Below are 19,153 nucleotides of genomic sequence, written 5' to 3' on the forward strand. Positions count from 1 at the left end.
TAGACATCTGTATTTTATCTGTTTTTTAGCAAAACCCAAAAAGGAGATACGTCACTTCGTGACGTATCTCCTTTTTGGGTTTTGCTAAGGATTGATAGACTCAATTCTTGCGGATAAACCTTGTTGCGCGAGGCGAGAAACTTGGACTTCAGCGATACGGCGATCGCTATAGGCTCCAATCTGCACCACTAAATAACCATTAAGTCTAGACGCAAAGGAATTTGGCACAAGCTGCCGTACTTGGGCAACGGCATTTGCCGAGGATACAGGCACAACCACACGATAGCGTGGTGAGTTTGGGGGCTTAAAACTGGTATTAGCGAGAGGAGCGATTTGGATCGGTTGATTGACAGGTTCACCGCTGGGTGGACGCGATCGCACAGGCGGCAAACTAGTACTAATTTCAGAATTAGCGGGGATCGGGGAGCTAAAGCTCTTGGGCGTAATTCTGATGATCACAGAAGTAACAGGCTCATACCAGAAAGGATTATTTGCTTGATTTCCTTGGTTTAATTGATTGTTTGGATTAAGACTATTGCTTTGATTTGAAGAGTTCGTTCTAACCAATGCTGGTGGAGTATCAAGATTAGGCGAAAGATTCATGGGCTGACTGCTGGCAATCTGTTGTTCTAGTTGTTGATTGATATTGGCAAAGCGATCGCTTTTCGGCGTATTGATTGGCGTATTGATTGGCGAAGCCTTACTTACAGCCACAGCTTTTGTAGTTGCCGCATTTGCCGAAGGATTATTAGCAAATAGATTAGATGGCGGCCGCACACCCGACAATTGTAAATTTCCCTTCACTCTTTTACTATCCAATTGATTGCCATTCACAGCAACAGCATTACGGCTGACATTCTGCAAATCAAATGTGCCATTTCCCTGAAAAGTATTGTTGCCCTCATCATTAGGTTTGCCCAAATCTGGCATCGCCATATCAGAAATAGTTAAGCCGTAATTGCGATTATTGACGATCGCATTGCCACGCAAAACTGGTTTAGCATTAGCTTGAATTAAGATTCCATTTTGATTTTGCGTAAAAGTATTTTCCGTAATTTGCGGCGCTGCCTCTTGGCGAATACTCATGCCAAAAGTAGTTTGCTGAAAGAGATTGCCACGAATATCTGGACTAGCCTCACCCTCGATCGCTAAGCCACTTGTGCCATTCCGAAAAAATTGATTTGTCGAAATGATCGCAGTTGATTTGCCTGTGATTAAGCCGCCATCTTGCTTATTATCCAGAAAAGTATTATTAGCGATCGCAGGACTAGCGTTCTCAATCCATAGTCCATAGCCTCTGGGATTAGGATTGGTCACAGTCACGCCTCGCAGTTCGGCGCGATCGCCAACAGAGATCGCCACATTTTGAGGAAATCCTGATCCTGTCCGCAAGGTTCCGCCGCCCAAAATGACGATATCTTTGCCTTTATTAGCTTCATTGCCTCGCAAAGTTACATCCGATCGCAATCGTAAGGGAAACTGCTCACCCGTAGCGCTGCTGTAGGTTCCATAGGCGAGCTGAATAATCTGTCCAGCCTGAGCGCGGCTAATGGCGTAGGTGATTGTCTTAAAAGGGTTGGTGTTGCTACCTTGATCAGCGCGATCGCTACCTGTTTGAGGATTTACATAGATAATATTTTGCTGGGTCGTTAATGAGCTTTGAGTTGTTTGTGATTGCGCGATCGCTGGGGTGGCGATCGCTATGCTGGGAGAAAAGATTGCGATCGGAAGCAAATAAATAAGGTTTTGAAAAATAAAGCCTTGAAATGTCTTACAGATGCTCATTTTCATGTACGAATTGCTTCCCTTAAATTTGCTGAAGTTGCTGAACAGGATAGTTGGCAGAGTGACTAGAAATATTAAATCTAGATTAAATTTAAAACCCAAGTCTTAAGAATCATAAACTACCCTAAGTTCAAAACTATGGCAAGAGCAACAAGTCAAAGGCAGTAATTCTCATTATAAAAATCGGCTTTTTGAAAGCACGCCGTAGGCGTGTTTTCAAAAAGCCGATTTTGGTTTTGCCAGCGCCTTTGGCACTGGCAAAACCAAAATCGGCTTCATAATGAGAATTGTTGAGTCAAAGGATAAAGACGACGCAAAGCGTCGTCTTTATCCTTTGACTCCGATACTAGCTTCGGTAGGAATGATGTAGCGTTGCAAAAATACAAACACGATAAATACTGGAAGCATCGAAATTGCTGAGCCTGCGGCGATTAAACGCCAATCCTCAGAAAAAGCGCTAGCAAGACTGGCAATCCCGCGCGGTAATGTGTAAAGCTCAGCTTTATCAACGATCGCTAATGGCCATAAAAAATCACCCCACATCGCCACAAAGGTAAATACAGCAAGAGTTGTGAGGGCAGGACGTGCCGCAGGCAACATAATGTGCCACCAAATCCCTAAGCTAGAGCAGCCATCCATTCGTGCCGCCTCTTCCATCTCCTTAGGGACGCTTTGAAAGGCTTGACGAAGTAGAAATATGCCAAAAGCAGAAATTACATAGGGAAAAATCAAGCCAGCGTATGTGTTCTTGAGATTTAGCTGAACTGCCAAGATATACAAGGGAATCATCGTGATTTGAAACGGAATCATCGTTGTACCGACGATCGCCCAAAAAATCGGATCACGTCCTTTAAACTCTAGTCTGGCAAGAGGAAAGGCGGCGAGAGAGCAAAATAGCAAATTTAAAATGACGGTGATACTAGAGACAAAAAAGCTATTCCAGAGATAAAGATCGAAACGGGAATTTTTCCAGACCTTGATAAAGTTATCAAAGGTAGGTTGGGCAGGTAATAGCTGTGGTACAGATTGGAAAATATTTTCGTTAGGCGATTTAAAAGCAGTACTGATCAGCCAGAGTAGAGGAAACACCGTTAAAGTTGCGATCGCAATTAAAAGCATAAATTGCGGAATATTTTTAAGGAGATTGAATGATGATTTTGGATTTTTCTTATTCATGATTAAGGGCAATGTGATTTCATAGTATTTCTAGAGAAGAGCCGCGCTTTGCGCGGCTCTTCTCTAGTCAACGAGTTGTAAATCTTTCAAAGTATCAAACAAAATCTTTTTGCGAATAGGAATCATGTCAAACTTTGGATCTTGATTTGTCATATTCAAAGCATAGAAATAGACATTGTCACCTTTTTCAACATAGCCAACGTACCAACCAATATTTTGTAATCCATCAACATTAGTACCCCAGCCAGTCTTCCCTCTAAGTGTGTAATTATCTTGACGCTCAATGATCATGATGTCTTTAACCGTTTTGATCACCGCAGAAGAGAAGGGTAAATCTTCTTTATAAAGTTTGACTAAAAACTTAATCTGCTCCTCAGGTGAAATTCTTAGCTTACCTTTCAACCAAAAAGTATCAATTTTATCTTCTATATCTTGATTGCCATAACCAGCAGCTTGAATATACTTGGTCATTCTTTCCTTGCCAATACGCCGCGCTAAGTCTTGATAAAACCAGACTACCGATCTCGTAAATGCAGTTCGCATGGTTTGGTCTTGATTCCAAGCTAGAAAGGACTGATTACTAACACCATCCCAAGGAATTACGGTATTTTCATCAGCGATCGCTTTAGTTTCTAGGGCAACCAGTGAGTTAAAAATCTTAAATGTGGAGGCAGGAATAAAGCGTTTTTGACAGTGGTTTGAGTTGTAGCGAATATAGCGATCTCGTTTTAAATCATATAAAATAAAACAACCCTCAGATTTTGCTTCTTGGAAGTTCTTCCCAAGATTTCTAGAGAATTGTGATTGAAATATAAGATTAGTTTTGGGCGAAGTGTTTCGAGAGTCTTGAGCCAAAACTGATGGGGCGATCGCTAAAGAAAGCCCTAACATGAATGCAAAAGTTTTAAGCATCAGCAATATTTCCCCAATCTACAATTTGACGTTTCTGATGAATACGGAAATTACTTTTTTGCTGTCTTGGATATTTAGACACATCAAAGTCTAAACGTTCTCCACCCATCAAATATACCAAATCTTCTTCAAAGGGATTTCGCATTCCGTGCGGCAGGGACGGGGCAGTAAATCCCATAAAATCACCTGTGCCAACTTCAATTTCGTGATCGCCAATTTCGGCAATTCCGCGACCAGAGATAATGTAAATAAATTCCTCTTCATACTCATGAAAATGAAACTCAGTTGTTTCTTTGCCAGACTCAACTCTTACTAAATGAACACCCAAGTTTTTCATACCCAAAGTGTCACTGAGAAACTTTGTATTTCTAATAACATTGGAATTGAGGAAATGAATATTTGCAGTTTCAGGCAAATTTTTAATATCATTTGCAGTTAGTAAATGGGGGGAAGTGTTGTTGGTATCCATAGATTTGAAATTGTTGGTCTGTTCTTCTAAGAAATTGTTTGTGCTGGATTAATAAATTTGAAAGTTAGAATCGAAATAATAAAAATAATTAGAAACAAAAATACTCCGATCGCAGAAGCATATCCCATTTCTAAACTTGTAAAACCTTTATCATACAAATAATAAACTACGGTTTTTGTACTATTGGCGGGGCCACCCTGAGACATGATATAAACCTCTTCAAAGACCTTCATTGCCCCAATCGAAGAAATTACAGCTACGAGAATAATATAAGGACGCATTAACGGAATTGTGATATCCCAATGCTTTTGCCAACCATCAGAACCGTCAATTGCCGCCGCCTCATATAAATCTGCGGGAATCGCCTGTAAACCTGCCAGATAAATCACCATATAGTAACCAACGCCACGCCAAATTACGACCGCAATGATTGCAAAGATGGCAGTTTTAGGATCAGTTAACCAAGGGATTTTGACGGATTGCCAAGAGATGATGGATAGAAAATAATTTAAGAGCCCATTCTCTGCGTAGACCCATTTCCAAGCAATTCCTGCAACCACAACCGAAACAATGACAGGGAAATAATAAACAGCTCGAAAAAATTTAATACTACGTAATTTTTGATTCACTAATATCGCTAAAGCAAGCGGCAAAATTACGAGACTAGGAACGGCAAAAACGAGATAGGTTAAAGTATTACCTAATGTCTTCCAAAAAGTTTGATCTTTCCAGAGATTTAGATAATTCTTCCATCCAATAAATTCAGGACTACCAACAAAATCATAATTGGTAAAACTTAAATATATTGCTTGGAATACAGGTAAAAAAGAAGTCAAGCAAAGAAATGCGATCGCAGGCAACAGAAATAGATATGGAGTCCAAGAAAATTTCTTGCCAAAATTTTGCTTTTTGATTTTGAAATTGAGCTTGGCATTGGGCTGCATAGAAAATCTCAAAAGTTATGAGCAGTAAAGGTTTTACGATTTAATAAAGAACCAATTTTTTGTGGCGCGGCAAAGCCGCGCCACAAAAAATTGGTTCTTTATTTTATTCCAAAATGATTGCCTATCGCCTTATCATTCTGCTTTTTGATAGCCACGCTCAGTTAACCATGTATTCAATGCCTCTTCATCAGTTTGAGTATCTTCTTCAACCACTGTAAGCAATTTAGCTTTGCTTTCTTCATCAGCTTTCTGCTCAATTACCTTAGCTTGAGGAGGTTGAGGATAAAGCTCTACACCAAGTACTTGATAAATTTGCCATTTTTGTGCGATCGGCAAAGTCTTTATCACATTCAGCAGGGCATCAAAGGATACTTGAGTTGCGATCGGGATTAGCTCAGATTCATCAAATTTCTGAAACTGTTGAGATTGCTTAGTGTGCCCTGCAATGCTTGGTACTTTTTTGCTTTGCATAACTGCCTCTTGGTGAGCCTAATTATTTAGATTATAGCTATACTCTTTTGGGGCATGGATATAACTAATCTTGGTTATGCTTAACACTCTGTAATGAATTTGTAATAGCATAGGGCTTAACTCTACACAATAACCAATAACCCCTATGTTGGAACCTTCTCTAGCCGTGATAACTCAAGACTCGACCATTGCAGAAACCACCGAAACACCATCATTGAAGGTTCCAGATCTTTCTTTAGCTAAAACAAATCAAGACTATATTGGCGAGACTCTTAGCGATGATGACTTCGCGCCAACCGATAGTTTTGTTAGCCGTCACATTGGCGCAAGTTCTTTAGAAATTCAGCAAATGCTTACAGCGATTGGCTGTGATTCTATCGATGAGATGATTGCCAAGACTGTGCCTGATGCTATCAGAATTAAGCAGCCATTGCAGCTAGGGGAAGCAAGAGGAGAATATGAACTATTGCAAGAACTGAAGGCGATCGCTTCCAAAAATCAAGTATGGCGATCCTATATTGGTACTGGCTATTACAACTGCATTACGCCGCCAATTATTCAGCGTAATATTTTGGAAAACCCTGGTTGGTATACCCAGTACACACCTTATCAAGCCGAGATTGCTCAAGGAAGATTGGAAGCTCTGCTTAATTTCCAAACCATGATTATCGATTTAACGGGTTTAGAAATTGCTAATGCTTCTCTCTTAGATGAAGGAACTGCCGCCGCCGAGGCGATGACAATGGCAGCAGGACTAGCTAAGAACAAGGGTAGTAAATTCTTTGTTTCCGCCGATTGTCATCCACAGACGATCGCAGTGGTTAAAACCCGTGCAATTCCTTTGGGAATAGAAGTAGTTATTGCTAAACACGATCAGTTTGAATTTGATAAACAATATTTTGGGGCTTTATTTCAATATCCCGCTAGCGATGGCGCGATCTATGATTACAGTAAATGTATTACTCAAATTCACGCGCATGGCGGTTTGGCGATCGTGGCAGCGGATTTATTAGCACTAACATTGATTAAGGCTCCTGCTGAGCTTGGTGCGGATATTGCGATCGGCAGTGCTCAAAGATTTGGAGTTCCCTTTGGCTATGGCGGACCTCATGCTGCTTACATGGCAACCAAGGAAGCCTACAAACGTCAAATGCCAGGACGCATGATTGGAGTTTCTAAAGATGTGCATGGTCGTCCTGCTCTACGTTTGGCACTACAAACTCGCGAGCAGCATATCCGCCGAGACAAGGCAACCAGTAACATTTGCACTGCTCAAGTATTGCTAGCAATCATGGCGAGTATGTACGCGGTTTACCACGGTGCAGAAGGCTTACAGCGAATTGCTAAGCGTGTCAATCTGTTAACTGCAACCCTTGCCCAATCCCTAGAGAAGTTAGGTCATACTGTTTCCCATCAAGCCTTTTTCGATACGATTCGGGTTGAGTTAAATGGAATCTCTAGCGATGAAATCAGAACTAGAGCCGCTGCTAAACAGATTAATTTGCGTTACTTCGCCGATGGTGCGATCGCAATTAGCCTCGATGAAACCGTCTCTAAGCAAGATTTACTAGATCTAATGGCTATATTTTCTGGAGATCAATTAGGAATTACGAATTACGAATTACGAGTTCCTGAGGATCAATTCCCAATTCGTAATTCCCAATTCGTAATTCCCAATTCCCTAATTCGTAATTCTCCCTACCTCACCCATCCCGTATTCAATTCCTACCATTCCGAATCAGAACTACTTCGCTATATTTATCGTCTGCAATCAAAAGACTTATCGCTAACTACATCCATGATCCCTCTGGGTTCCTGCACGATGAAGTTGAACGCAACTTCAGAAATGCTGCCAGTTACTTGGGCAGAATTTGGTAATATCCATCCATTCGCGCCTTTAGAGCAAACTCAAGGCTATCAAGTTCTATTTAAACAGCTAGAAAATTGGCTAGCTGAAATCACAGGCTTTGCGGGTGTATCGCTCCAGCCCAATGCAGGCTCACAAGGTGAATATGCAGGTTTGTTAACAATTCGCGAATACCACCAACATCGCGGTCAAACTAATCGTCATATTTGCTTGATTCCGACTTCAGCACATGGCACAAATCCCGCTAGTGCAGTCATGGCTGGAATGAAAGTCGTCACGGTGAACTGTGACAATGAAGGGAATATTGATATTGATGACTTAAAGTCTAAAGCCGAAAAGTATCAGCATGAACTTGCCGCGCTAATGGTCACCTATCCTTCTACTCACGGAGTATTTGAAGAAGCAATTAAGGATATTTGCGACACCATTCACTATTACGGTGGACAGGTGTATATGGATGGTGCAAATATGAATGCTCAAGTTGGTCTCTGTCGCCCAGGGGATATTGGTGCAGATGTATGCCATTTAAACTTGCACAAGACCTTCTGTATTCCTCATGGCGGTGGAGGACCTGGGATGGGACCAATTTGTGTTGCTCCTCAGCTAGTTCCATTTCTGCCTAAACATCCTTTTAACGGAGAGCCAGAGCAAACCACAATTTCGGCAGCTCCTTGGGGTAGTGCTAGTATTCTCACAATTTCATGGGTGTATATTGCGCTGATGGGAGCGAAGGGTTTAAAACTTGCTACTGAAGTCGCGATCTTGAATGCTAACTATATGGCTCAACGGCTTGCACCACATTATCCAATTCTCTACACGGGCAAAAATGGCTTAGTTGCCCATGAATGCATTATTGATTTACATGATTGCAAAGCGATCGCAGGGATCGAGGTGGATGATGTTGCTAAGCGGCTTATGGATTATGGATTTCATGCTCCCACGATGTCTTGGCCAGTTGCAGGAACAATGATGATCGAGCCAACGGAAAGTGAATCGAAAGCGGAACTCGATCGCTTCTGTGATGCGATGATTTCTATCAAAGAAGAAGTCAATGCGATCGCTGCTGGAGATATGGATAAACTCGATAATCCGCTAAAAAATGCTCCTCACACTGCTGAGACGCTTCTTGCTGATTTGTGGAACCATCCCTATACACGCAATCAAGCTGCTTATCCTGCGCCTTGGCTCAAGGATCATAAGTTCTGGACAAGTGTTGGACGCATTGATAATGCATTTGGAGATCGCAATTTTGTATGTTCTTGTTTACCGATAGAAGCTTACGAATAGCCTAAACCAAAACAAGAATTGCGGTGCTTCGCGCCGCAATTCTTGTTTTGGTTTAGGCTTGATCATCAAATCTAGTCCGAAAATTTCCATACTTAATCCAATATTGCTTAAGTTGGTGATGAGGAGTATGCAAACTAGCTTTGGAACGATAGAGTAGTACTTGACGGTGATCGCCCATCCAAATCTTACCGACAGGCTCGACAGATATTACAGTTCCACCCAAAGCAGAAACACACTCTCCAAACCGCTCAACAGCACTATAGTCAACACTTTCAAACACAAAGAAATTACCCGAACAAATTAAATGCCGGCTGCGAATCCAGCATTGCATTTTCTTTTGCGCTTCTGGTGGCAGCATTTTGGCTTCATTTGACTCTAATTGGATTTCAGGAAGTTTGTAAGACAGTTGGGACTTCATTGGCAAAGCTCTCCCTTTTTTCAAATCTTAATGGACCAGTAGTGGAACCCCAAACTTGCTTGTGGGTATTAATATCTAAGCCTTTATCAAGACTTAACCAAGTTGTTTCCGTAACTTCGACATAGCTATCGAGATAGGTTTGACAGCCATTCTTCTCAATGAAGCAACTATTCCCCTCAACTCCGCCGATAAAGCGATCGCCATCTCGTTTAAATACCATTGAGCAGTTATAGCGTCGCTCAATTGCATCAGTTGAGATAGTTTTGAGAATATCTAAATTGCGCCCTGAGCCTGCATAAAACATGGCATTTTTGAGGCTGAAGTTTTCGATATAGATATGATCATCGCGCTCGACTAGGCGATGCACACCTTGCCGATAGGGAGTCCAGAGGTCATAGTCATATACCTGTTCGGAATAAAGACCTATTCCTGAGAAGAACTCAAATGGTAAGGGACGAAAAAAGATATGAATATGGGCGTAATCTTTTGGGCTAGCCGATGCTTGCTGATAATTGCTAAAGTCACCTGCCATCCATTGCGCAAGGATAAGCAAATCACTAGAGATCGCTTCAGATTTATCTATCAGATTCATAAATATTTATTAATCTTTTGATTTTAGAAACTATTTAAGAATTACTTTCTGGCGCTAAAAGCTCTATGAGATTCCCCTCAATCACCCTTTGTAGAGAGCGAAGCTATTAAATTCTCCCCCTTCTACCAAAAAGAGGGTCTGGGGGGATCGAAAGCAATTCTTACAGCAGTGTTCGAGCAAACGCGCCACAAAAAGTGTCACAGGGAGAAGCCCTGTAATGCGCTTTATATTCTATTTGTGGTGGACTTGAAAGCAAATTGCAGTAAATAGATTCTTAGGTATTGCTGCAAAGTAATTTTTGAGTAATTGCGTTGGGTGCGCAAAACGCCCAACGCACAATTACATTGCATAAATACCCGACTTCAAAATCGACAATACATTGCAAGATCTATTCTAATTTTTGGGTGTTTGACGAATTTCTGAAGAGAAGGAAGCAGTGATCACACCAGTGCCTGTATTAGTTTTAATCAATGACACCCGACAACGCAGATTTGGATTAACAAACCAGATTTTTTCCTCAGCGGCGGCGCGATCGTAGGACGTGATTAACACAAATGTTCCATCATCGGTGAAACTATATTCACCAATGGCAGGCATTTCTTCAGCATATCCACGTTCGCGGAGGAGTTTGCCGCAATTTGGGCGATCGCTATCAGGAATTGGGATCAAAACGCAATTACCTTTAACCGCTTCGCTATCTTCCCAATCAGATTGCCCTTCCCAAGCCATCCGAAAAGGTGATACAGCGGTTTGCGGATCGACATCATTAGCTTTGCAAAGTTCAATCACTTCTGGCGCATCAATTGAGAGAGAAGTAATATCAATCTCAGATTGGACGGCTTCAAAATGTCCGAAGGCTAAATGATGAGCGCTGCGTTGCGATCGCCAATTGCCGATCGAATTGCATACAAATTCTTGAATGTCCATTAACTTTTTGGCTGCTTTGGCGCTCTGGGTGATTTGGTGTCACTTTTGGGTTTATTAAAACCATGTCCTGATTTACTCGAGTTTCTGGGCGCTTTTACCTTTGCCAAGGGTGCGCTTGGTTCTTGAGATTCAGTTTTAGGAGGTGTTGGTGAAGTTTCTTCAGATATAGTCTTGAGGCTTGTCTCTGGAATAATTGCACTGATTGACTCAACAACAATTTCTGGCTCAGATTTTAAAACTTGCTCAGATACTGTAATTGTTTCAGCTATTGAGATTGGGGCTTGAGCTTGAGAGATACTATCTTGTTTACTAGATCCATGACTGGCTTTAGTAGTCGCTTTCGTCTTTTTGGAGCTAGTCGTTGATTCAGAGGTGTTTTTTTTCTTCTTGGGAGTAACTACCTGTGATGGTGCTGAGATAGTTTCTGAACTAGCTTCAGAAACCTCTTTAGAATTAATCTCTGAGATGGTCTGAGAAGTAGGTTCAGGAAAGGCTCCTGACGTTATTTCATCAACCTCAACAGCTCCATTTTCTAGAGTCTCAGCAATAGGCTGTTCAACAGATTTTTTAGGTGATTTTTTAGGTGAGATCTCATGATGAACTGCAAGAATGGGTTCATTGATTTGCTCAGAAGCAGTATCTTCAGGATTGACCTTTAATACTTCAAGCTGAGGATGAATAGATACATTAATAATCTTGCCACCAAGTCGCTGGATTGTTTGTAGCTTTCTAGAAAGGGAACTGTAGGGAACAATAACTGTATGAGTTGTAGCGCCTTGAAGTCTTTCTGTGAAATTGCCACCTGTAAATTCAATCAAGAAGCGGCGACTGTTGTAAGCACCAAAGTTTGTGCTAGCAGTATTAATGTCTAAACTTTTCATGTCAAACTCATCCTAGCGATCATAAAAATGCGATCGCGCATCAAAAATATTTTATCTAAACAATCCATATTAACGCGATCTGCAACTAAAAGGCTGGAACCTTTATTTTCCGTATTGAGTTGATCGATTTTTGGGATTCTGAATAGTTCATACAGCCTAAAATCAATAGCTCACAAATAGTTACACATCTCGTTATATTAATTACTCTGTAAAGATGTCTCTGAGGATAAGCTCTTTAAATCAGCAGTATTAAAAGAAAGATTACTTAACAATCTTTCTTTTAATACTGTGTCAGCTGCGTACCAATCAACATAGCAAGAATTGCTTAGAGGGCTAGAAGGTGCACCTCTTTACAATCAGCCTGCAATTAAACAATTTCAGTAATGCTAACGATCTTCCCAGAAGTGCGGTTAATCCGTTGGATTTGGGGAGTCATCTTGCTTGCCGAAACGGTGTACTCGATGGAGCTGACGCGACGACGAGTATCGAATTTTGAACCAGATACCAAAATCTTGAAGCGTTTCTCTGTGCCAGAACCGATGACGGTCGATGTCGAAGGCTTAATGACACTGGTGCTGTTGGTAGCGACAGCATATACAAGCTGTGAGGCTTGGACAGAGCTATCAACTTGAGCTGCGCCGCGATCGAGTGCAAACATGCGATTGTAGCCAATTTGCTTGGCATTACTGGCGCTGCTTGTACCGCGATTGTAAGGTACAACGTTTTCACCAAAGGCTGTTTGATACTCATCACTATCGACATAGGAGTCGATTTCTGCGTCATAGCCTTCAGCTACGGCTCGAACGATATGCGCCGAAACTTCAGTCTGATCTTGAGGAGCACGACCCAAAAGATGCATAAAGTTAAGTTCCACAAAACGATATGGAGCACAGGATGTGAAGTAGCGATCGCGATAAAAATCAGATTTTGCAACTGCGCGTACAAATTCACGCACGGTGATCGAGCGATCGGTGAGCTTAGACTCTGCTGAGGTCAAGCGCTCACTTTCCATAACATGCGGATTGCCCAAAACTTGTTTATAAACTGCACGAATAACAGTTTGGACATCTTCCAAGCTGCTATTTGGCCACAATTCGATAGCTGTTAAAGTTGCCATAAATCTCCTTTTAAATAAGTTGATATTAGGATTCAGAATTAGTGAGGCAAAGCATCGCTAATCCTTCTAAAAAAAGTTTTTAATCAAATGTTGAATAGTTAACGCATTACATTAACTATTCAATGAAGAACAATTACACAGCAGTGATGCTGGCAATTACGCCGCCTTGTTGGTGGATGCGTTGGTATTCTTGAGAAAGTTGGTCGAAAGCCACCAAATAAACTTTGTTGCTACGACGGAACTTGGAAATGCTATTGACAGACTTAGCACGGTAGCCAGTGACTTCAATACGGTAAACCTTGCTGTTAGGAGTACCAAATGAACCACGACGGGTCAAAGGTGCATCAGCAGGATTACGGAAGGTTGCGCCATTGCCAGAAGGTGAAATGACAGCAGTAGCAGTGGGGTTGATCACCAATGAATTAAGCTTGGGTGTAATCCCTGACAGATCGCCCTTGAGGCTGCTGCTAGCCGCGCCGCGCACCAATTCAAAAGTATGCGTAAACTGCACCATACTCTGACAAGCTTCGGTCTTATAGCCACGGATATAAGGAACGAAGTTTTCGCCAAAGGTATTTTGGTACTCATCGCTATCAATGTAGGTGTCGATATCAGCAGCAAATCCTTTGGTGTCAAGAGTTGTGCTGTGTCCGCGCATTTCTTCGAGGTCTAGTGGTGGACGACCTAGTAGATGGCGGAAGTTAAGCTCGATCGCACGATAGCGTGGGCAGTTTGAGAAGAAGCGTGTCATGTATAGATCAGATTTGGCGACGGCTCTGACAAATTCACGGACACTCAATTCACCGCGCTTGAATTGGGATTCAGGAACGGTGAGTCTTTCGCTCTCCATTACATAGGCATTGCCCAATACTTGACGATAGACAGCAAGAATGATCGTTTCGGTTTCTCCTGAAGATTGACCGAGTACCGATTCAATAGGAGGAGTTTCATCAAACAGGCTGACACCCAAGCGTGAAGCTGGTCCAAAAGGCATTACACAATATCTCCTGATTTAACGAAAGGATTTAATAAAAGTGTTTATGAATTGGGCATTTCAGAAGCTATCCTAAGCAAATAATGCTTACTTGAGCCTCTAAATGGTTAAGGTTACTAGCGTAGTAATTTATACGCTTCGTTATAATCGATTTTCGTATAAGTCCGTAACCTTAATTATCAAGATTTGTGAATTTTGATCGGTTTTGCACAAGATTTACACAATCAAGTTTATTCAAACAAGGAAGAGTTGTTGCTGTGCAACGACTCTTCCTTGTTTGAATAAATAGGTAGCTACTCCCTTCCCAGCCAAAGATTAGCGTTGCGGCGCTTCGCGCCGCAACGCTAATCTTTGGCAAGTTAAATATAAGCATCCAAAAACCTGCACCTCTCGCTACGCAGGAGGTGCAGGTTTTTGGATGCTTAGCTACCTATTTAGGTAAGCCTGCTTCTAAGGCTGCTGCGACTACATAGTGGTTTTCGTCTTTTTGGAGCTTAGCAAGTAGTGGCTTGGCTCTGAGATTAGAAGAGAGACTGAGGGTGGTAGCGGCTCGCCAGCGATCGCGCCAAAACTCGGCACTAGCTAATTCGGTCAGTAAATCTAAGGCATCGGATTCATATGGGCTTTTTAGCAGACTACCTAAAGCTAAAATCGCCGTTTCTTTGACGGTTGGAGTCGGATCGAGCAGGGCTAGATTAATGGTGTTCAGCAAGATATCTGGGCGATCGCTATCCATCAAAATCGCCAGAATCGTTTGACGGGTGAGCCAGTTTTGATTACGTTCAAATAAATTTTGGAGAAATGGTATTGAGCGATCGCCAAATTCAAACAGCGTATTTGCAATCTCGGAGATCACGTTGTCATCCTTCTCTTGCTCTAATAGACTAATCAAAACTTGAAACGACTGTTCGGTGCGATGATTGCCTAAACCCATTACCGCAAAGCGCCGACATAAAAAATCAGTACTAATAGTTAGTCCTTGCAAAAATGGCACAACTTCGTCAGATGGGGCTTGTGACAACTCGTCAAGGGCTAACTTGCGATCATAAATCGAACCACTGCGAAATAACAACTCTAGTTGAGCCAAGCGATCGCTATCCATAAGTTAAATCCTTTAGTTCTACCTTAAAAATCTCATCAACGGGTTTCGATGCGATCGTCGATTCCCAAGAAATACCCTGCAAAAAGGTAGCCCCCACTGATGTCTCAACAACATCTACACCCCAATCACCAGTCTGCAAAGCGTCTGGTGAGTCACTGGTGGGAGGCGTGGTTTTGACACCGCCTAAGACTAAAATTTCTGGCAAAGATTGACGATCTAGCCCTTGACGGATACGTTGGTCGGCAAGAGCCTGAGCACAAAATTCGCCAATTTGCTTGGGCGAATTTTGGTCGTGATCGAACAAAATTTCGACAGTCCAATGGGGATGATTAACTAATCGCGTCTGGCAAGATGGGCGATCGCCTAAACCAAGCCGAAATACTTCAGCAAACTCTTCACGGCTAAGGGCTGGTGCTATGTTGGTTGAAACATCAAAGTTGTGGGAGAGCAGCATTCGCCCTTTAGCTGAATTACTCAAGATAGTCCTCAAGGTTTTTAGTGTAGCTATTGCCTATTTTACTTCCTTCCCAGTCAAGAAATAGCAGTGCGTGGCAAAGCCCCGCACTGCTATTTCTTGGTTTTGTATGTCTATTTCGGGAGTAGGGCAGAATCAAAACCAAAAGAATAGTTGTGGCGCTTTGCGCCACAACTATTCTTTTGGTTTTAAAGAGTAATAGTCAAGGCTTAATTGTCTTCCATTGGGTTACAGGTCTCATTGGTTTCCAGCCAAGAAAAGAGCCGATCGCTTCAGCACGACTAATCGAAATTTGGGTCAGCATCCCACCATATTTTTGTTGCCATTGAAATAATTTTTGTTCGCCCTCAAGGGTGACTACGTTAGCAACTAAGCGACCCTGCGATCGCAACTTTTCCCAGCAAGTCTCGAACAAATCGGGAACAGTCGCACCACCACCGATAAAGATTGCGTCAGGAGTGGGTAAACCTTGCAGCACTTCAGGAGCATTCCCTTCGATAATTTTGAGATTGGGAGTACCAAGAGCGATCGCGTTTTCAGCAATGAAATGGGTACGAGATTTTTCGATCGCGATCGCTTGGCAACGGGGATGACTTCGCATCCATTCAATCCCAATGGAACCACAACCAGCCCCCACATCCCAAAGCAATTCTCCAGCATTTGGGGCAAGAGTGGATAGCGTAATCGCTCTAACTTCCCGCTTAGTTAACTGTCCATCATGACAAAAAGCATCATCGGAAAGCCCTACCATCCGCGATAAAATTCTGGCTTCAGGATTGGGAATACATTCCACTGCGATCGCATTAAGATCGACAAATTCAGGAAAGCTTTGATATTGATTAGCAATCGTAGAAATAATTCGCTCTTTAGTTCCGTTTAGATGTTCTAAGACATTAATTTTGCTATTCCCGAAATGGCGATAGCAGAGCATATTTGCCACAATCTGCGGCGTTTCTTTTCCCGAACTCAGAATCAGCAGTTTAGCATTTGGATAAATATAAGACTGTAAAAGTGAAGCAGGACGACCGCACAGACTCAAGGTTTCTACTTCATTCAATGACCATCCTAATCGCGCACAAATCAAACTAAAAGTGGAAGGTGATGGAATAATCGAAATTTCTTCTATGGGAATTCTTTTTAATAAAGTAGTACCAATTCCAAACCAGAGCGGATCGCCACTGGCTAAGACACATACTAATTTGCCGCGATAATTGATGGTTTTCTGAATTGTTTCTTCGATCGGAGATGTCCAAACTAATCGCGATCGCTGATCTTCGGGAAGCATCGCTAAATGGCGATCGCCACCGACTAAAATTTCGGCGCTATCAATTAGCGATCGGGTGGCTGAGCTAAGTCCTGACAGTCCATCTTCACCAATACCAATTAATTTGAGCCATTTTTTATTACAAGTCATTGAGTTTGAATTAATTGAAGGAAGATAATTGATATTTTTTTTGCAGAATCATAAATGTAAGGATAGACAGCAATGCGACTTCATTAATACTACTAAATCATGGGTTTCCATAAAAAAAAGTACCGTAGCCGCACCCACAAATTGCAGAAGGTTTCCATAAAAAAATCTCAAATATCTAGATCAAAAACAACAACAAAACATTCCTCATCCTGCGAAGCTTTGTAAATCTATGAGTATTTGTAAACAAAAAACTACGAATTATTGTAGAGTCAGAAAGCTGTTCTAGTTTTAACGGGGATCAGCCGTTAAAAAAGTGAAATTAAGTAGATAATTTGTATTTGCTTAGTTTTAAAAATGGGGAAAGTTTGGTGAAAGTCCAACGCTGTACCGCAACTGTAAAAGTAGTCAAATTCTAAGCTGCTTAAAGTCAGGATGCCCGCTAGAACTAGTTGCATTGTCTATATCTGCGAGTTACAGAATATGAATTTATCGAAGCTTTTTGCATCAATCCAGTCTAAGGCGATCGCAATCTCGATCGGTTTTAGTCTCTTGGTTGTGGCTAGTCCCGCCTCAGCACACCACGCCATGGACGGCAAAATGCCCAGCACCTTTTTTGAAGGTTTGCTATCGGGCTTAGCCCACCCCGTGATTGGATTTGATCACCTTGCATTTATTGTTGCAGTTGGCTTATTTGCTGCACTTAAGCCCCAAGGTATTCTGATTCCAATTTCCTTCGTTTTATCGGCAATGCTCGGTACAGGAATTCATTTATTAGGTGTAACCTTACCAGTAGTGGAATTGGTCGTATCTGCATCAATTTTGTTGTTTGGGGTTTTGATGGCACTCAAGAATAGCCCTAACGTTTTGATGATGGTTGCGCTCTCCATAGTCGCAGGTTTATTTCACGGCTACGCATACGGCGAAGCGATTTTTGGCGCTCAAACCACAGCTTTAGTAGCTTATCTGTGTGGATTTACTGTAATTCAGTTAGTCATTTCAGGCGCAGCATTTTTTGTTGGTCAAAAAGTCCTGAAGGGCGATTTTGCTCAGGTTGCTCCTAACTTGAGATCGGCTGGATTGGTAATTTGTGGAATTGGTGGAGCATTCCTAGCTTCCAATATTTCATCTCTTATTCTTCCAGCCCCTAAGGGTTAGAGAAGTTTTTCCTTGACAAAAGTAGGGGCAATTCATGAATTGCCCCTACTTTTGATTCCCTACTTACAAAAGAGGGAGCTTTTAAATTTTTTAGAGAAAATTATGGCAGCAAAAATACCTGTAACTGTGATTACTGGATTCTTGGGCAGTGGTAAAACTACCCTCATAAGAGAACTGTTACAAAATAATCAAGGACGGCGCATTGCTGTACTTGTAAATGAATTTGGCGAGATTGGCATTGATGGCGATTTACTTCGTTCTTGTCGTGTGTGCGATGAAGATGGCAAGGAAATCACCCCAAATATTGTGGAATTGACCAACGGCTGTCTTTGCTGCACCGTGCAGGAGGAGTTTCTGCCAACCATGCAAGAATTATTGAAAAGACGCGATCGCATTGATTGCATCCTCATCGAAACCTCTGGTTTGGCTTTACCCAAGCCCTTAATTCAAGCCTTCCGTTGGCAAGAAATTCGCAATGGAGCAACTGTTGATGGCGTAATCGCAGTCGTAGATTGCGAAGCAGTAGCTAGTGGAAGATTAGTAACTGATATTGATGCGTTAAATTCTCAGCGTCTGGAAGATCCTAATCTCGATCATGAGACTCCGATTGAAGAACTATTTGAAGATCAGTTAGCCTGTGCGGATTTAGTTTTATTAACTAAAACAGATTTGGTCGATGCTGAAGCCCAGAACAAAGTACATTCATGGCTCAAACAAGAATTGCGTGATGGGGTTAAGGTTATTGCTTGTGATGAAGGCAAAGTTAGCTCTGAAATTCTGTTGGGTTTCAATGCGGCTGTTGAAGATGATCTTGATGCGCGTCCTAGTCATCACGATACTGAAGAAGAGCATGAGCATGATGATGATATTAATTCAATTAATATTGTTACAGATCAAGCTTTTGAGCCAACTCAGTTACTCGCCTCTCTCAAACAAGTGATCGCCGATCAAGAAATCTATCGCATCAAGGGTTTTGTAAACGTGCCGAATAAACCGATGCGCATGGTCTTACAAGGCGTAGGCGATCGCCTTGAAACTTCCTACGATCGCCTATGGACAAGTGATGAAACTCGCCAAACCCGCTTAGTATTCATCGGTCAAGCCTTAGAGCGATCGCAAATTGAAGCGGCGCTAAGTTTATAGACATTGTGAAGGCGCGTTGCGCCT

The 19,153-nt window shown here is 42.0% G+C and carries 18 protein-coding genes and 1 riboswitch; of the genes, 3 read left to right on the top strand and 15 right to left on the bottom strand.

From position 1 onward, the window contains the following. Positions 1-84: 84 nt before the first annotated feature. From CQ839_RS07625 to CQ839_RS07650, 6 genes are all read right to left on the bottom strand, one after another. Positions 85-1,791: a DUF1565 domain-containing protein gene (locus CQ839_RS07625; RefSeq protein ID WP_103667682.1), complete on the bottom strand. Its 1,707-nt coding sequence runs from the start codon at positions 1,789-1,791 to the stop codon at positions 85-87. A gap of 321 nt (positions 1,792-2,112) precedes the next feature. Continuing rightward, positions 2,113-2,961: a carbohydrate ABC transporter permease gene (locus CQ839_RS07630; RefSeq protein ID WP_103667683.1), complete on the bottom strand. Its 849-nt coding sequence runs from the start codon at positions 2,959-2,961 to the stop codon at positions 2,113-2,115. 63 nt (positions 2,962-3,024) lie between these two features. Beyond that, a complete protein-coding gene (gene blaOXA / locus CQ839_RS07635; RefSeq protein WP_103667684.1) occupies positions 3,025-3,873 on the bottom strand; it encodes a class D beta-lactamase in 849 nt (282 codons plus the stop codon). Further along, positions 3,866-4,342: a cupin domain-containing protein gene (locus CQ839_RS07640; RefSeq protein WP_103667685.1), complete on the bottom strand. Its 477-nt coding sequence runs from the start codon at positions 4,340-4,342 to the stop codon at positions 3,866-3,868. The genes blaOXA and CQ839_RS07640 overlap by 8 nt, the downstream gene beginning before the upstream one ends. A gap of 26 nt (positions 4,343-4,368) precedes the next feature. Beyond that, positions 4,369-5,286 (bottom strand): carbohydrate ABC transporter permease, encoded by a 918-nt coding sequence (locus CQ839_RS07645; protein ID WP_103667686.1) that lies wholly within the window; start codon positions 5,284-5,286, stop codon positions 4,369-4,371. A 132-nt stretch (positions 5,287-5,418) separates the two neighbouring features. Then, positions 5,419-5,757 carry a hypothetical protein gene (locus tag CQ839_RS07650; protein WP_103667687.1) on the bottom strand — a complete coding sequence of 113 codons (339 nt, stop codon included), beginning with the start codon at positions 5,755-5,757 and terminating at the stop codon, positions 5,419-5,421. A 145-nt stretch (positions 5,758-5,902) separates the two neighbouring features. On the opposite strand from CQ839_RS07650, the gene gcvP reads away from it, so the two are divergent. Next, a complete protein-coding gene (gene gcvP, locus CQ839_RS07655; RefSeq protein WP_103667688.1) occupies positions 5,903-8,911 on the top strand; it encodes an aminomethyl-transferring glycine dehydrogenase in 3,009 nt (1,002 codons plus the stop codon). 52 nt (positions 8,912-8,963) lie between these two features. Here gcvP and CQ839_RS07660 read toward each other — a convergent pair whose 3' ends face one another. The 9 genes from CQ839_RS07660 to cbiE all read right to left on the bottom strand — a co-directional run bounded on the left by CQ839_RS07660 (position 8,964) and on the right by cbiE (position 16,831). Beyond that, positions 8,964-9,329, bottom strand: a complete 366-nt coding sequence (locus CQ839_RS07660) for a CpeR family transcriptional regulator (protein ID WP_103667689.1) — start codon at positions 9,327-9,329, stop codon at positions 8,964-8,966. After that, on the bottom strand, positions 9,298-9,921 hold the full coding sequence (locus tag CQ839_RS07665; protein WP_103667690.1) for a chromophore lyase CpcT/CpeT: 624 nt from the start codon (positions 9,919-9,921) through the stop codon (positions 9,298-9,300). The genes CQ839_RS07660 and CQ839_RS07665 overlap by 32 nt, the downstream gene beginning before the upstream one ends. 393 nt (positions 9,922-10,314) lie before the next feature. Beyond that, entirely contained in the window at positions 10,315-10,848 is a 534-nt protein-coding gene (locus CQ839_RS07670; protein WP_103667691.1) for a phycobiliprotein lyase, read from the bottom strand. Further along, the gene (locus CQ839_RS07675) at positions 10,848-11,729 is read right to left on the bottom strand and encodes a phycobilisome linker polypeptide (RefSeq protein WP_103667692.1); all 882 of its coding nucleotides are present in this window, start codon (positions 11,727-11,729) and stop codon (positions 10,848-10,850) included. The genes CQ839_RS07670 and CQ839_RS07675 overlap by 1 nt, the downstream gene beginning before the upstream one ends. 367 nt (positions 11,730-12,096) lie before the next feature. Continuing rightward, positions 12,097-12,846, bottom strand: a complete 750-nt coding sequence (locus tag CQ839_RS07680) for a phycobilisome rod-core linker polypeptide (protein ID WP_103667693.1) — start codon at positions 12,844-12,846, stop codon at positions 12,097-12,099. Positions 12,847-12,979: 133 nt separating this feature from the next. Then, complete coding sequence (locus CQ839_RS07685) at positions 12,980-13,840, bottom strand: phycobilisome linker polypeptide (RefSeq protein ID WP_103667694.1); 861 nt, start codon at positions 13,838-13,840, stop codon at positions 12,980-12,982. Positions 13,841-14,270: 430 nt separating this feature from the next. Then, entirely contained in the window at positions 14,271-14,942 is a 672-nt protein-coding gene (locus CQ839_RS07690; protein ID WP_103667695.1) for a HEAT repeat domain-containing protein, read from the bottom strand. Continuing rightward, positions 14,935-15,420, bottom strand: a complete 486-nt coding sequence (locus tag CQ839_RS07695) for a DUF2656 domain-containing protein (RefSeq protein ID WP_258040655.1) — start codon at positions 15,418-15,420, stop codon at positions 14,935-14,937. The genes CQ839_RS07690 and CQ839_RS07695 overlap by 8 nt, the downstream gene beginning before the upstream one ends. A 199-nt stretch (positions 15,421-15,619) precedes the next feature. Further along, complete coding sequence (cbiE, locus tag CQ839_RS07700; protein ID WP_103667697.1) at positions 15,620-16,831, bottom strand: precorrin-6y C5,15-methyltransferase (decarboxylating) subunit CbiE; 1,212 nt, start codon at positions 16,829-16,831, stop codon at positions 15,620-15,622. A 315-nt stretch (positions 16,832-17,146) separates the two neighbouring features. Continuing rightward, positions 17,147-17,290: riboswitch (cobalamin riboswitch) on the top strand. 21 nt (positions 17,291-17,311) lie between these two features. On the opposite strand from cbiE, the gene CQ839_RS07705 reads away from it, so the two are divergent. Both CQ839_RS07705 and cobW read left to right on the top strand, forming a co-directional pair. Beyond that, positions 17,312-17,986 carry a HupE/UreJ family protein gene (locus tag CQ839_RS07705; protein WP_103667698.1) on the top strand — a complete coding sequence of 225 codons (675 nt, stop codon included), beginning with the start codon at positions 17,312-17,314 and terminating at the stop codon, positions 17,984-17,986. Between the two features lie 102 nt (positions 17,987-18,088). Then, a complete protein-coding gene (gene cobW / locus CQ839_RS07710) occupies positions 18,089-19,129 on the top strand; it encodes a cobalamin biosynthesis protein CobW (RefSeq protein WP_103667779.1) in 1,041 nt (346 codons plus the stop codon). Positions 19,130-19,153 lie beyond the last annotated feature (24 nt).

The organism is Pseudanabaena sp. BC1403 (genome assembly GCF_002914585.1).
Lineage (GTDB): Bacteria > Cyanobacteriota > Cyanobacteriia > Pseudanabaenales > Pseudanabaenaceae > Pseudanabaena.